At 41.1% G+C, this 15,802-nt stretch carries 8 protein-coding genes and 1 riboswitch; of the genes, 5 read left to right on the plus strand and 3 right to left on the minus strand.

The features are described 5' to 3' along the window. Positions 1-104: 104 nt before the first annotated feature. Positions 105-1,376: a glycosyltransferase gene (locus ABF638_RS05410; protein ID WP_435020912.1), complete on the minus strand. Its 1,272-nt coding sequence runs from the start codon at positions 1,374-1,376 to the stop codon at positions 105-107. 160 nt (positions 1,377-1,536) lie between these two features. Then, positions 1,537-1,735: riboswitch (cyclic di-AMP (ydaO/yuaA leader) on the minus strand. A gap of 506 nt (positions 1,736-2,241) precedes the next feature. Here ABF638_RS05410 and ABF638_RS05415 point away from each other — a divergent pair. Next, positions 2,242-3,240: a DUF1350 family protein gene (locus tag ABF638_RS05415; protein WP_435020914.1), complete on the plus strand. Its 999-nt coding sequence runs from the start codon at positions 2,242-2,244 to the stop codon at positions 3,238-3,240. Positions 3,241-3,458: 218 nt separating this feature from the next. On the opposite strand, the gene argC is transcribed toward ABF638_RS05415, so the two are convergent. Further along, a complete protein-coding gene (gene argC, locus ABF638_RS05420; protein ID WP_435020979.1) occupies positions 3,459-4,448 on the minus strand; it encodes an N-acetyl-gamma-glutamyl-phosphate reductase in 990 nt (329 codons plus the stop codon). 332 nt (positions 4,449-4,780) lie between these two features. Here argC and ABF638_RS05425 point away from each other — a divergent pair, with 332 nt between their 5' ends. Next, positions 4,781-5,686 (plus strand): amino acid ABC transporter substrate-binding protein, encoded by a 906-nt coding sequence (locus tag ABF638_RS05425; protein WP_435020916.1) that lies wholly within the window; start codon positions 4,781-4,783, stop codon positions 5,684-5,686. Positions 5,687-5,761: 75 nt separating this feature from the next. Here ABF638_RS05425 and ABF638_RS05430 read toward each other — a convergent pair whose 3' ends face one another. Next, positions 5,762-6,739, minus strand: a complete 978-nt coding sequence (locus ABF638_RS05430; RefSeq protein WP_435020918.1) for a DUF3102 domain-containing protein — start codon at positions 6,737-6,739, stop codon at positions 5,762-5,764. Positions 6,740-7,465: 726 nt separating this feature from the next. On the opposite strand from ABF638_RS05430, the gene ABF638_RS05435 reads away from it, so the two are divergent. From ABF638_RS05435 to ABF638_RS05445, 3 genes are all read left to right on the plus strand, one after another. Next, positions 7,466-8,185 carry a VOC family protein gene (locus ABF638_RS05435; protein WP_435020920.1) on the plus strand — a complete coding sequence of 240 codons (720 nt, stop codon included), beginning with the start codon at positions 7,466-7,468 and terminating at the stop codon, positions 8,183-8,185. Between the two features lie 67 nt (positions 8,186-8,252). Then, positions 8,253-8,474: an MbtH family protein gene (locus tag ABF638_RS05440; RefSeq protein ID WP_435020922.1), complete on the plus strand. Its 222-nt coding sequence runs from the start codon at positions 8,253-8,255 to the stop codon at positions 8,472-8,474. Between the two features lie 837 nt (positions 8,475-9,311). Next, complete coding sequence (locus tag ABF638_RS05445; protein WP_435020924.1) at positions 9,312-15,728, plus strand: amino acid adenylation domain-containing protein; 6,417 nt, start codon at positions 9,312-9,314, stop codon at positions 15,726-15,728. The last annotated feature ends 74 nt before the right edge of the window (positions 15,729-15,802 follow it).

Consider the following 15,802-nt stretch of genomic DNA (forward strand, 5'->3'; position numbering starts at 1 on the left):
TGTGACTGGCGGATAGCGCAGCAGTAAGAAGAGTAGTTTGTGTTTGACTGTTTGGGCGCGGTCAAATTACTTTGACGATATTACCGCGCTCAAAACTGTAAAAATTAAGCTGCAATCCGGGGTCGGTTATTGGGTGTAGTTGGAGCCAGCAAACGACTGTATAGCTGAGTCAGTCGGAATGCCACACTATACCAACTAAAAGCAATTTCTGTCCGTTGCCTTGCTGCTTCACCTAACTGGTCTCGCCAAGCTGGGTTGATCAGAATGCGGTCTATGGCAGCAGCAAAAGCCACTTCATCTTTGGCGGGCGCTAGTAAACCTGTGACCTCTGGTACAACAGTAAACTGCAACCCACCGACATTACTAGCTACGACTGGAGTTTTACTCGCCATCGCCTCAATGGCAACTAAACCAAAAGGTTCGTAGTGACTGGGCACTACGCAGACATCAGCAGCAGCGTAGTAGAAGGGAAGGACAGTTTCATCTAGGCGACCGGTAAAGGTTGTACAATCTTCTAATCCGAGTTCAGTGACAATGCTGGCGATGCGATCGCGTTCAATTCCATCACTCTGACCTGGACGACTACCACCCCCAATCACTAGTTGGAGGTTAGCCTCACCCCTTAAACTCGACTTGCCAATAGCTCGTACTAAAGTTTCAATACCTTTGCGTCGGTCAAACCGACCAACATAGAGAACCATTTTGGCATCTGGTGCAATTCCCAACTTTTCCCGTGCAGCAGACCGCGGAATTTCCCCAAATTTATCAGTATCGGTACCACAGGGAATCATTTCAATGTTCCCTTTGCTGGAAACGAGTATCCGCATGTGTTTCTGTTCTTGTGGACTGGTCGCAACCACGCAGTCTACAGTTTCTAGACAGGCTTTTTCTATAGCTAGTCGCTGGGCTGCAATTACGGGAACATCACCAATACTTCTGTATTTAACCGCTCCTAAAGAGTGGTAAGTATGCACCTGAATCAGCGGTTGTTGCTTTTTCAATTCCATGCCAACCCAAGAAGACAACCAGTAATTGGTATGAATTAGGGAGTAATGGAACCCTTGGCGTTGCTGAAATCGCTGGAATTCTTCGATAAATTCAGGTAAATGGTTAAACAAGTTATCTCGCCCAATAAACTCAGCTGGGCCAGCGTTTAACCGAATAGTACGACAATTCAGGCTATGTTGAGCGATCGCAGCTTGGTCAGGACTACTACGACGAGTGAACATATCCACTTGCCAACCTTGCTGGGCTAGGGCATAACCTACTTGACGCACATAGACATTTTGACCCCCAGCTTCTTCTTGACCGATTTCAACAGCCGGGTCGCCATCGACAGAAATTAGAGCAATGCGATGTTTCTTATTCTGGAACATAGCTGATTTTCACCTCAAGGCAAATAATCCTACCTCAGACGCCAGAAATCAAGATATTGTTATCCTCTCTCAAGGCCGAGGGCAGGCACAACGAACCACAAAGTTACCAGCCAAAGGACACTGACGAGAACAAGGCATTACTTGTAAGAATGCTTCTCGTTCAGTCTCTTCTCAATGCCGACGAAGTTAGCTGACGGGCTAGGACTGAGAGATGTCCTTCTTGAAAAAGTTATAAGTTGTGAGTTATGAATTATGAGTCATCTATTTAGTAACTTTTAACTCCTCACTCTTAACTCTAACTTTCTTCAAAATACGCCCCAAACTTGGTTCCTCCGCTCCGGTTTAACCTTACTCACAAAATTTTTCAGGGAATATAGTGGATTAGGCAGACTGATTTATTTTTCTTCACAGTTTATAACGTGTCATCATCAACTATGTCAACAGTGTGAACAAAAAAAGAGTGCTGGGAATCACTTCAAAGCGCGTTGTGCCTAGCGTTGGAGAATCAAGGCATAGGGGAAAATTTGAGTTTTTAAGATGCTCTCAACAATAAACTTACTGATATTCACTGCTACATTTTCTTTAATTTTTGGGAATGAAATAGTCTTGAGAGTTTTAGTGCAAAAAAATCTGGTTAGAGATATTTGGAAAGTCAACAAATATACTCGAAACCTCTTTCTTTGCAGGATAGAGGCTTGAAAACCCCAATTTCCCCATAGGGAAGGAGTTAGGGAATTAGGTTTCGAGGCATTTGAGTTAATAACGATACTTTTCAAACATCCTCTTAAAGTATCCGAAAAGCAGCAACTTCAGTTTGGAGATTAAGTATACACCTACCAAAATGAGATGTACTCATTGCTAAGTTATGGTAAATACAAATTTGAAACTGAGATTTAAACCTGTTTCTCACAGTTGGGTTGCTCTACATCCACAGCCTAAAGGAGTAATTCAATTTATTGCTGGGGCTTTCTTTGGTACTTTTGGCCCCATGCTTTTCTATCGCTATTTGCTTCAATGTTTATTCGAGCAGGGATATACAATTATCCTTCTGCCTTTTAATTTTACTTTTAATCATTATGTAGAAGCTGGTTTTCTCATGAGAGAGCAGTATGAAATTCTGCCAGAGCTTGTAAAAATGGCAAGTGTTGCAGGATATGATTATGAAGCCTATCTAGATGATAAGAACTTTTCTTGGATTGGACATAGCCTTGGTTGTAAATATATCTCTTTGTTAGAAGGATTTACTGCTCTACCTCCAAATCCTCAACATAGAGAACAGTTTATTCGTAATCTGCTGTCTCATACTTCCGATGAGTCACAGATAAAAAGTGTCGTTGCAGACATTAACATTCTCTTTGAGGAACTAACGCGAAAAACTGCTGAAGTTAAAAACTTAATTTATACTTATGTGCATAAGGATATCAAATTTAATAGTGTCTTTATTAAAGGGCAGGTTTCTATCCTATTAGCACCTGCTATTGCTGACACAGGGAGTGCAATTCGTCCTCAATTTTTAGCGGATATCATCGATAATTTGGGTTGGGGTGTGAAACCAACTGTTGAAGAAACCCAGAATTTAATCAAGGATAGTGGGCTATTTAATATCATGGGTTTAGTCTGTTTCAAGTCAGACAATATTGCTAAATCAACCTGTGAATGGTTTACTAATATTCTGCAAAAGCCACCTCAAGATTTTCGGAAAAGTTTTGCAGGTGGACATTTAAGACCTCTAGGTATTCAATTAGGTAACTATGTCATTAATCTTTTTAATAAACCGTTGATTGAATCAGTTCAAGAGCGAAATAGAGGATTTGAGCATAGTGTTATTCAGTTGCTTGAGAAACTGCAAGAAAAATCAACATAATGGGCATGGGGCATGGGGCATGGGGCATGGGGCATGGGGCATGGGGCATTGGGCATTGGGCATTGGGCATTGGGCATTGGGCATTGGGCATTGGGAAAACAGTTTCGTTAGTGGGGCGTTGAGCCAGTTCCGAGTTCTGAGTAAAAAAGTGAGATTTCCCACTCAGCACTCATGACTCAGCATTCAGCACTCATTACTCCCCACTCCCTATGCCTTTTTCATAATCCCAACTCTTCTGGAAAACCGAGCATGATGTTTAGGTTTTGGACGGCGGCTCCTGATGCGCCCTTACCCAGGTTGTCAAGACGAGCAACTAGCAACACTTCTTTGGTAGTGTCATTGGCGAATACAAAAACCTGAACAATATTGGTGTTTTTGATTGCGTAGGCGTAGCCCGTCGTAGACATCGCATCCAAAAATATTCCGTCTCGCAGCAGAGTAGAATCTTGGTATGGAGCAACCTGCACAAATTTTTCACTTTGGTAGTAGTTAGCGATCGCTTGATGAATAACTTCACCTGATGGTGGATTATCCAAAGTTCCCAGCGGCAAAGGCACTTGTACCAGCATCCCCTGCTCAAAATCCCCTACTGCCGGTACGAACAGCGGCGGTGATGCTAACCCTGAGTAATAATGCATTTCTTTGACGTGCTTATGCCCAAACCGCAACCCATAGATCCCATAGGGATAGAGTGACTCTGCTCCGGCTTGTTGCTCGTGGAAGGTATGGTACTGTTTGATGAGATTCTTCCCACCGCCAGAGTAACCTGACACTGCATTAACGGTGATGGGAAAATTGCTGTTCAGGAGTCCCTTGGCAATCAACGGACGGATACAAGCCAAGAATCCTGTAGGATAACAGCCAGGATTGCTCACAAACTGGGCGCTGGCGATTTTCTCTCGCTGTCCTGGATTTAGTTCAGGGAAACCATATACCCAGTTCTTAGCTGTGCGATGGGCAGTACTAGCATCAAGGATCTTAACCGTAGTACTAGTTACCAAGCTAACAGCTTCAAGGGCTGCATCATCAGGTAGGCAGAGAATAACAACATCGACGGCATTGATTAGTTTAGCTCGCTCAGATGCATCTTTACGTTTAGATTCCTCAATGCTAACTAACTCGATATCATCCCGTTGGTTGAGACGTGAGTAAATTTGTAAGCCTGTGGTTCCTGATTCGCCATCAATGAAAATCTTGGGTTTAGTAATCATGCCTTCAGCACCCTTAGATGTAAATAGTATTTTAAAACAGCTATAGCAATCCGATTATATTTTTGAAAAAATCAACGAGAAGAAGGCAGGAAAAGAACCTCTCCCATGTTCGCTTAGTAGCTACTCTTACGAGAATGCTTTCAGCGAACTCGCAGGGTATTGCCTCTACCTCATGTAGTTTTGCGTAAATCCTACAGAGTGATGAAAAAGCACTAATGTAAAGAATAGTTACTAGATAACCTTACTATGTACTCGATAGTGATACCTTCTCGATGCTTGATATATAAATCAGATTTGATTTTTGAAAAAACGACCTATTCTTAAAGCTTATGTATGAAAAAATTGCTATTCCTATTTTAAGTCTCATATTTGCGACGCTCATACCTAATATGGTAGCTGCTGAGACTGTGATGGAAAAAGTAGCTAGAACAGGGGTATTAACAGCTGGTACTAGTAGAGATGCGCTACCTTTTGCCTATGTGGATAGTCAAGGAAAGTTAAATGGCTATTCTGTAGATATGCTGACTCTGATTAAAGAGAAATTAGAAAAAGACTTAGATAAAAAAATTAAACTGCAACTAGTTGGTCTTAGCCCTTCTGAGCGGATTACTAAAATAGTTAATCAACAAGTTGATATTGTGTGTGATGCTAGTAGTTTTACCTGGAAGCGAGATAAAAAAGTAGACTTTTCTGTTAGCTACGGTGTGACTGGAACCCAATTATTAGTTAAGAAAGGAAGTAATCTAGGTTCCTCTGAATCCCTTATTGGTAAGCGAATTGGTGTGCTGGCAGGAACCACAAATGAGCAGGCGATCGCTCGTGTGCAACCCCAAGCTAAATTGGTGTATTTTAAAACTAGGGCAGAGGGATACACAGCTTTGCAAGAAGGTACTATTGATGGTTTCTCGTCCGATAGCATTCTTTTAGAGGGATGGCTGCAACAGCAAAAAAATCCAGATGCTTTTGCGATCGTACCCCCTCGCCCCTATTCACAAGAAGGTATCGCTTGCATGGTGCCAGAAAATAACTCGAAATTCTTGGATACAGTCAACTATTCTCTGGTCAAGTTCATGCAAGGATTTGTCAATGGTAATCAGAAATATGTCACTATTTTTGACCGTTGGTTTGGGTCTCAAGGCGCTGTAGCGCTCAATCGGGATTTACGTGATTTGGTAGTGGAAACTATGCAATTGGTTATAGAATTTCGTGAGGAAATTCCTAAAAGCGATCTGTGAAATAATGGTTTTCCCACAAAATCATCTAGCTAACTATTTGTACCAGATTCTGGTATAATCCCCCATTCCCCATTTTCAAACTTCTTCCGCACTCAATCCTGATCCGACAATTGCCCGATAGCACAATTGCAGTGATGGATCTCCAGCAATTACTCGTCGCTGTAAATTATGAGCGATCGCGATCATATCTTCTTGAGGCAGCCAGGGAAATACTACTAAGTCTCCTGGCTGCGAAAACATGGTAACTAACTGCTCAAGGGTGTTTGCTTGCAAGCCAGAAGGTTGCAGAATGATCAATGTTGCCGCTTCTTCAATCAGCCAATCATGATCCCAATCATCTGAAGTCACAGCAACAGCTAAAGTGACTGGAGGGATTTTAGCAAAAAACTCTGGTGAAGCTGTATCACCATGAAATAATCGGTGCTGCTGTCCTAAACGCCACCAACGAAATTGGCTCTTAACAGTAGCTTCAGGTGATGTCTCTACATAAGTGACAGGAACCTCAATAATTGGGGATGGATAATTCTCTTTTTGGATGGATTTTGGTAAGATGACAATATTTTCTGGCTTGACTCCCTCTTCTAATGTAGTTGTCGAATCAGTTTTTTCTTGTTGCTGATGTTTAATAGTTTGGACTAAATCTTTGTGAGTGATGCGCCTACCAGTTTTCGCTTCTTCTAGATACTGCTCCCGCAGTTTTTGAGGTGTGGAGGGTGCAGCAAGTAGATACAAAGCGGAGGTAGCAATGTCAATTTGTGAAAGATTTGCACGGTTGCCAAAGGTTTCATACACATTAATAAAGTTGTATGCTGTTCGACGGCTCCAACCAAATTCTGCTTTCAACCAAGTATCAAACTGCCCATGCTTCAGTTTAGAACGCACTTCTGCCAATCGTTGCCCAATCTCCCAAATGTCTTGGGCAGTCCGCCGTAGCTGCTCTCGGATTTCTGTTGTCCGCTGTTCAACTAATGTCCGCTGCTCTGGAGTGAGAAGTTCGTAATCAAAACGAGTAATAATTGTATCTTTTGTATCCTTGTGATTTGATTTTACCATTGTGAATTTCCACATCCATTGGCGAAGAACTCAGCTATTTTGGATTACAGATAGAACATACACAAAATTGTGAGCATAATCTCACTCAGTTGTAGCTAGACTTCCTGCACTAAGTACACTATCTTATTCATTTTATTTTAAAAGCAGGAAAATCTGGAAATTAGACTTATATTGTGTCCGGCTAAAGACTTTTCATTTAGAACGCAGTTCTTGCTGGGGGCTGGGAGCAGGGGGAAAGAGGCTTTTCCGATTTTTGCACAAATGCGGTAATCATAAGTGATTAACCGGACTTGATATCACACAAAAGCTGAGTGTCTGGTAGCTGGTAAGATTTAACCTGCAAAAGGAAGGGAACCGGAGCAAGATACCCATGCTGACAACTAACAACTAAAGACTTGACAAAAAATCCCATTTACTTGTTAACTGAGAATAATTACTAATTATTTCAATATTTAGTAAAAATGCTGGCATAGTTTTTGCATTATCAGGAGGCTTGCCTGAATCAATAAAAATTACCATTCTTATTGATTCAGACACAAATTTAAGTTGGCACATTGTACTGTTTTCTGGTAGCAAAGATTACTAAAGTCATCTGCCGCTTATCCAGTTCAACAGCAAATTCAGATTTAGGTGTATCAGAAAAATCATCACAATACCTTGTGTAGACAGAGTTTGAACTGAATTATTGAATTTGTGTGTTTTTATATCAAGGGTGCGAATTTTTACATGAAGACTCAGTTACTAATTTCGACAAATAATTCCTTGCTAGAAGTTGACCACATTTTTATTTGTGTTGAGGATGCACCTAAAGTTGAGTTCTTTGAGCAAGCAGGGTTGATGTTTGCCAGTCCTGCTGTACAGCAGATGGAACGAGGTACAGCCTCACAGATTCTCTTTTTTGAGAACTTTTATCTAGAGTTCATTTGGGTTGAGGATGAAGTCGCCGCTGAAATCTATGCTGTCCGCACAGGTCTAGACCTTTTAGGGCGATCGCATTGGCAACAAACACAAATCTCTCCATTTGGGATTGCTCTGCACCAGCAGTCTCGCGCCACATCCTCGTTTGAGGAGGAATTTCGGCGATTGCAACCCCAAAAGACAGAACTATTATTAAGTTTTTCCAGTGATAATTTAGTCACCCAAACTGAACCTTTATGCTTTGTCATTCCTGATGCGATCGCCTTACCAACTTTATTAAAAAACTTTCCTAACTTCCAAAAACAGTTTGTGTCTCATCCACTAGGACTGAGAAAAATGACAGGAATAGAGGTAACTGTTACTCATACTTACCCTCTAACTCAACCTCTGGCACTCCTAGTAGAGAATGGAGTAGTGCAAGTTGAGCAGGGAACTTCCCCATGTCTACAGTTGAACTTTGATAATTATATGCAGAGGAATATATTAGATGCGCGAGCGATCGGCATTCCTCTAGTTTTAAAATTTTAGCATCGCTGCTTTTTCAGTCAAGAAAGGTGTATTTGTTGAATTTTGAATTGTTTACTAGGAGAAAATCATGAGTCAGAATGAAGAAGATACCACAATTTATCAAGTTGTAATCAACGAAGAAGAACAATATTCTATTTGGCCCGAATACCGAGAAATTCCCTATGGTTGGCGAGGAGTTGGCAAAAGTGGTTTAAAACAGGAATGCTTAGAATACATCAAACAAGTGTGGACTGATATGCGTCCTCTTAGCCTTCGCAAAAGTATGGAAAAAGCCATACAACAAACATAATTCATTGAAAGTCGGCAGGAAACTCTATCTCCTTGTGGGTGGCTACGGTGTATACACAGCTTGTGGGTGGAGAGGAATTGCCGCCTTTGGGCATTGGGCGTGGAGTTTTTCATGAAACATTGGCTGAACATGCAAATTTTGCATGATATAGATATTGCGACGTCTGCGCTCTACCCTTTGACAGCACCATCAACTCCATAAAGCGTCCGCGAGGAATTTCTACAACGTGCTCATAAAGGCGAAACCATAACTCATAAGGGTATTCGTCAAGTAATTTAAGGAGGAGAAAAGAAAAAAACGGAAGAAGTCGAGGAAATAATTGATCATTAATTCCACAGCAGGAGCATGGGGTAATTTCCCCTGCTTCCCTGCCTCCTGCCTCTTCGTTGAAAGCCGCAGGCTGTTTCCAGGTGTTGACATCTATCAAAAGTCATAGAATATTTTGACAATAGTCTAAAATGACACATCTTTCAAATATTGATAATTATTCGCTATTAATTACAGGATTGCCAAATGCCACAATTCCTAGTAATGTAAGAAAGTCTAAATGAAAATAAATGGCAATATCAAAGCTTGCATGGCTGACTTACTGATTTCGCCCTGTCTTACCTAGAGCAGCATTCAGGTCTGTTCAAGATTTTTCCCAATAGAATTAGATAATTCTGTAAAAACACCACCGTGAGCAAGAAAGAGGTATGTTTGTTTAAGGTTTGGTAAGTGGGTTTTTAAACTAAGATACCTACAACAACTGACTCAAACCCTTGTTCAGCCAAGAGTGAGTGTGATATTAATTTTGCCACTATTGTTTGCCTGCATCTGATCAACCAAGGCGTAATAATGACCCAAATTCTCAATAACTTTCAACAAATTCCCTCTCAGTGTGCGACTATCGTTGATATTCTGCGCGATCGCAGCTGCAACATGCCGCACACACAAGCCTTTACTTTCCTTGAAGATGGAGAGACTCAGGAATTAACACTGACTTACCATGAATTGGATCGCCGCAGTCGGGCTGTAGCAGCTCAACTCCAAGCTCTTGGTTTGAGTGGAGAACGTGCCATATTACTGTATCCTCCTGGACTGGATTACCTAATAGCATTTTTTGGTTGTCTATATGCTGGGGTAGTGGCAGTTCCAGCTTATCCGCCTCGCAATCAACGTAAAACGCCCAGAATACAAGCTATTAGCATAGATGCACAGGCCAGTGTTGCTCTCACCACAACAGCAATGCTCCCCACATTACAATCAATACTCACACCACAAACAAAACAGGGAAATTTTCACTGGCTGACAACTGACAACATCGCCCAGGGTATAGAAGATTCTTGGCAACAACCAGCAATTAATGGGGATACCTTAGCCTTTCTGCAATACACATCGGGTTCTACAGGCACACCAAAGGGAGTCATGCTCAGTCATGGCAACCTGCTGCACAATGCCGCTGTAACCTACCAAATGATGGAACATTCACCCAGCAGCAAGTTTGTATCCTGGCTACCTGCTTACCATGATATGGGGTTGATTGGTGGGATTTTGCAACCTTTATATGGTGCTTTTCCTTGCATCTTAATGTCGCCAGCATCTTTTCTGCAAAGACCTTACCGCTGGTTGCAAGCAATTTCTCGCTACAAAGGTACAACGAGTGGTGGCCCCAACTTTGCCTATGAACTATGTGTTCAAAGGATTACTCAAGAACAAAAAGAAACTCTTGACTTGAGTAGTTGGAGTGTTGCGTTTAACGGTGCTGAACCAGTCCGGCGAGATACTCTTGAGCTATTTGCAACCACTTTTGCAGAGTGTGGCTTTCGTCCGGAAGCATTCTACCCCTGTTACGGTATGGCGGAAGCAACTTTAATAGTTTCTGGTGGGATCAAAACAGCCTTAGCCCAAGTAAAAACTGTAGAGAAATCTGCACTTTCAGAGAACCAAATAGTTGAAGCAACCGCCCAGAGTCAAGATATTCAAAGCTTTGTCAGTTGTGGTGAAACTATTCCTCAACAGCAGATTGTCATTGTTAATCCTGAAATATTAACTCGCTGTTCATCAGATGAAGTTGGCGAAATCTGGGTATCTGGACTGAGTGTTGGTAAGGGTTACTGGAATCGGGAAGAAGAAACAGAGCAAACATTCCATGCCTATCTGAAAGACACAAAAGAGGGGCCGTTTTTACGGACTGGTGACTTAGGCTTTTTGGACAATGGTGAGCTTTTCATTACAGGTAGAGCAAAAGATTTAATTATTATTCGCGGTCGCAATCTTTACCCGCAAGATATCGAATTAACCGTAGAACGCAGTCATTCATCCTTACGTTCCGGTGCTAATGCAGCATTTACAGTAGAGGTTAACAACGAAGAAAGGCTTGTAGTTGTACAAGAATTAGAGTTTCGCGCCAAGCCAAATTTTGCAGAAGTGGTTAATGCAATTCGGCAAGCAATTACCGAGGAACATGAAGTACAAGTTTATGGCGTAGTTTTAATTAAACCGGGTAGTATTTCTAAAACTTCTAGCGGTAAGATTCAACGTCGTGCAACTCGCATTCAGTTTGAAAATGGTGAACTGAATGTAGTTGAAAGTGACATTCTCAAGATTAGTGATATTGCCAGAAAGGAAACTCAATTACAGCGTTCTGAACTTTTGGCGCTTTCCCCAAGGGAGTGTCAACCGATTCTAGAATCTTATTTAATTGAACTTTTGGCGGGAGTACTTTCAATTGCAATAGATGATATTAATACTGAAGAACCATTAAACACACTGGGACTTGATTCTTTAAAAGTATTTGAGTTGAAAAATAGGATTGAGGTTGATTTAGAGGTAGAAGTATCCGTAGCAGACTTTTTTGAAGGGATGAGTACGCGATCGCTCATCACCAAAATATTGGCTCAAATGACAGCAGCAGCTTTCATCCCCTCAAAGTCTCTTAGCCAAGTTCAGCCAGCTGATGTATATCCTCTATCTTTTGCCCAGCAGCGACTATGGTTCCTCGACCGATTAGAACCAGGCAACCCAGCTTACAATATTTCCTTAGCTGTTAATCTCAAAGGTCAGCTTGACATTGTTTTACTAGAACAAAGTCTGAATGAGATTATCCGGCGACATGAGACTTTAAGAACCACATTTACAACAGTCAACGGACAGCCAGTACAAATTATTGCTTCTTCCCTAAAATTATCTTTATCAGTAATAAATATAGAATTACAGAGCAATGTTGCAGTTCAAAAATTATTGACTCAAGAAAGTCAACGACCTTTTGACCTAACGCACGGGCCATTATTACGTGCTAAACTTTTGCGCCTAGCAGAGCAAGAGAATATTCTTTTGCTGGAGATGCACCACATCATCTCTGATGGCTGGTCTACTGAAGTCTTTTTACAAGAGATTGCATTACTTTACCAAGCATTCTTAACCAGAAGTGCTTCACCTTTAGCGGAAATTTCTATTCAATACAAAGACTTTGCACACTGGCAGCGACAATGGTTAGAAGGGGAAGTTCTGCAAACCCAACTCTCTTATTGGAAGCAACAACTTGAGGGTATACCAGCAGCATTAAAACTACCTACTGACCGACCAAGACCGGCGGTGCAAACCTCACATGGCGCTCAACAATCTATTGAGTTGCCCAAAACTCTGCTAGACCAACTCAAAGCGATCGCTCGTCAAGAAGGTGTAACTGTATTCATGTTGCTACTGGCAACATTTCAGACTTTCCTCTATCGTTATACCGGACAAGATGATATTGCTGTCGGAACACCCGTCGCCAACCGTAATCGTGATGAAATTAAACGGTTAATTGGCTTTTTTGTCAATACCTTAGTACTACGTACAGATATGAGCGGCAACCCGACTTTTGATGAGTTGCTGACGCGGGTAAAAAACGTAGCTTTAGGGGCTTACACACACCAAGATTTGCCCTTTGATCAACTGGTAGAAGCAGTGCAACCAGAGCGAGATACAAGTCGGACACCGCTGTTTCAAGTCATGTTCAATGTCCAAGATTACTCGCAGTTACCAGAAATACCTGGTTTGGCATTGAGCTTGTTAAAAATAGAAACAGAAACAGCGCAGTTTGATTTGAGCCTGTCTATTGAAATTACAGAGCAAGAAGTGGCGGCATCCTTCTATTACAATACTGACCTATTTGATACTGCAACCATCAGCCGAATGCTGAGGCATTTTCAGAATTTGCTCTCAGGCATTGCTGCTCATCCTCAAGCGCGGCTATCTAACTTACCACTATTGAGTGCGGCAGATTGTCAGGAGTTACTACAACTTGGTAGGAATCAATCTCCAATTCCAAATTCCTCCGAACAATGCATTCATCAACTGTTTGAAGCACAAGTAGAGCGAACACCAAATGCGATCGCAGTGGTATTTCAAAACCAGCATTTAACTTACAGAGAATTGAACCAGCGTGCGAATCAGCTAGCACATTATCTAAAAGCCCTTGGAGTTGGGCCAGAAGTGCGAGTTGGTATTTGTATACAACGCTCTTTAGAAATGGCGATCGGACTGTTGGCAATCCTCAAAGCCGGAGGTGCGTATGTGCCTCTAGATCCGGCCTATCCAAAAGAACGCCTCGCTTTGATGTTAAAGGATGCCCAAGTGTCAGTTTTACTAACTACATCAGTACAATTGGACATACTCCCCGAACATGAATCTCAAACCATTTGCTTAGATACAGACTGGCAAACCATTGCTGATAATAGCCAAGAGAACCCGATTAATCAGACACAACCTGAAAACCTTGCCTATTTAATTTATACATCTGGTTCAACGGGAACACCCAAAGGGGTAATGATTCAGCATCGCTCCTTGAGTACTTATATTAATACTGCATGTATAGACTTTGCATTGAAGTCGAGCGATCGCATTCTACAATTTACTTCAATCAGTTTTGATGTAGCTGCCGAAGAAATCTTTTCGTGTTTGGTGCAAGGCGCTACCCTAATACTACGAACTGATCAAATGTTGAGTTCCATATCGGAGTTCCTGTATCAATGTAATAACTTGGGACTGACAGTACTCGACTTGCCCACTAGCTTTTGGCATCAGCTAACAGATGAACTGTCTATAGGAAATTTAGTACTACCCGCAGCAGTGCGATTAGTTCTCATTGGTGGCGAAAAAGCTGAACCCTCTCGGTTGAAAATATGGCAGCAACAGGTAGGGGAACAAGTGCGACTCGTTAATTGCTACGGCCCTACAGAAACGACAATTTCTGCGACAGTGTGCGATTTATCGGCAGTAACAGATATTAAAACTGTAGGATGTGAGTTGCCGATTGGAAAACCAATTAATAACATTCAGACCTATATACTAGATTCATCTCTGGAATTGGTTCCGATAGGTGTTCCAGGAGAACTTTATATTGGAGGTGTGGGTGTAGCAAGAGGCTACCGCAACCGACCGGAATTAACAGCAGAAAAGTTTATACCAAATCCCTATAGTACAGAACCAGGAGCGCGTCTTTATCAGACAGGCGACTTAGTTCGCTCCCGATTAGATGGAAACATTGAGTTTTTAGGGCGTATTGACTATCAAGTAAAAATTCGTGGCTTCCGCATCGAACTAGGCGAAATTGAGGCATTGTTGAATCAACACTCAGAAGTGCAAGAGAGTGTGGTTATGGACAGTGAAAATATGTCTGGAAATAAGCGCTTGGTAGCTTATATTGTTCCTGAAAAAAGACAGAGCAACCTATTAAGTCAACAGGACAACCAACAGAAAGACCAAATAGAACTATGGCCATCTGTAGGAGAATACCCAGTCTACGACGAGTTGTTGTACTACGCTATGACCAATGATCATCTGAGGAATCATAGTTATAAAGTCGCTATAAATCAGTTAGTAAAAGATAAAGTAGTTGTTGAAATTGGTACGGGAAAAGATGCGATATTGTCGAGATTCTGTGTAGAAGCAGGTGCTAAGAAAGTCTATGCAATTGAGATGGGTGAGGAAGCATATCGTCAAGCAGAAGCTAATATCAATAACTTAGGCTTGTCAGACAAAATAACTTTACTTTATGGAGATGCAACCCAAGTTAATTTACCAGAGTTGGCTGATGTATGTGTCTCAGAAATCATGGGGACAATAGCTGGTTCTGAAGGTGTGGCAGTAATTCTTAATGATGCTAGAAGATTTTTAAAACAAGATGGTGTCATGATACCCTTTAAAGGTAACACTCAAATTGCTGCTGCTTGTCTTCCTGATGAATTATTAGATAATCCAAGATTTACTGAGCTAACAGCATACTATACTGAGCAAGTTTTTAAAGAAGTTGGGTATCCATTTGATTTGAGATTATGTATTAAGAAATTTCCTCAATCAAATATCATATCCAATGTAGAGAATTTTGAAAATTTAGATTTTACAAAGTTTGTTACACCAGCATACTGTCATAAAATAAGTTTTACTATTAATAAAGATTCCAGATTAGATGGCTTTTTACTATGGTTAAGCTTGGAGACTATTCAAGGAGAAATAATAGATATTCTCGAACATGAATGTAATTGGTTACCAGTTTACTTTCCGATGTTTTATCCTGGCATTCAAGTATCCGCAGGAGATACAATTCAAGCTTTTTGTAAAGGAACACTGTCTGATAACAATCTAAACCCAGATTACGAGATTAAAGGACGATTAATTAAGAGGAATGGAGAAATAACTGAATTTGAACACAAATCCTATCACCATCAAAGAGTATTCAAGCAAACACCTTTTTATGAGAGACTTTTTTCTGAGTTTGGGAGCAATCAACGTATTCACCCAAGAAACTTAGCCCAAAGCCTAAGAGACTATTTAAAGGAACACTTACCCGAATATATGGTTCCTTCTAGCTTTATAGCGCTTAACGCTTTACCGTCAAGTCCAAATGGTAAATTAGATCGTCGGTCTTTGCCAATACCAAAGGATTTAAGTTCAGATTTAGCCTTTGCTTATGTTGCACCTCGCAACGAGGTTGAGAAAACAATTGCAAGTATTTGGCAGGAAGTTCTTCACCTAGAAACAGTAGGAATGAATGACAATTTCTTTGATTTAGGTGGTCATTCATTACTTACCCTCCAAGTTCAAAGTAAACTGCAACAACTTTTTCCTAAAAATGTCTTAATTACTGATTTGTTCAAATACCCAAATATCAGTTCTTTAGCTAACTATTTAATTCAGGATCAAAGCCAAAAAGATTCTTTTAAAGAAATTCGTGGTAGAGCAGAAAAACAAAAAGCATCTGTTAACCGAAAAAAGCAAATTCGCCAGTAATAATTAACTGGAAATTCGTGAAAAACAGAGTTAAGGATAATTCTTAACTTTGCAGAAAACCAAAATACAGCTAT

Source organism: Nostoc sp. CALU 1950 (assembly GCF_051172895.1).
Classification (GTDB): Bacteria; Cyanobacteriota; Cyanobacteriia; order Cyanobacteriales; family Nostocaceae; genus Nostoc; species Nostoc edaphicum_A.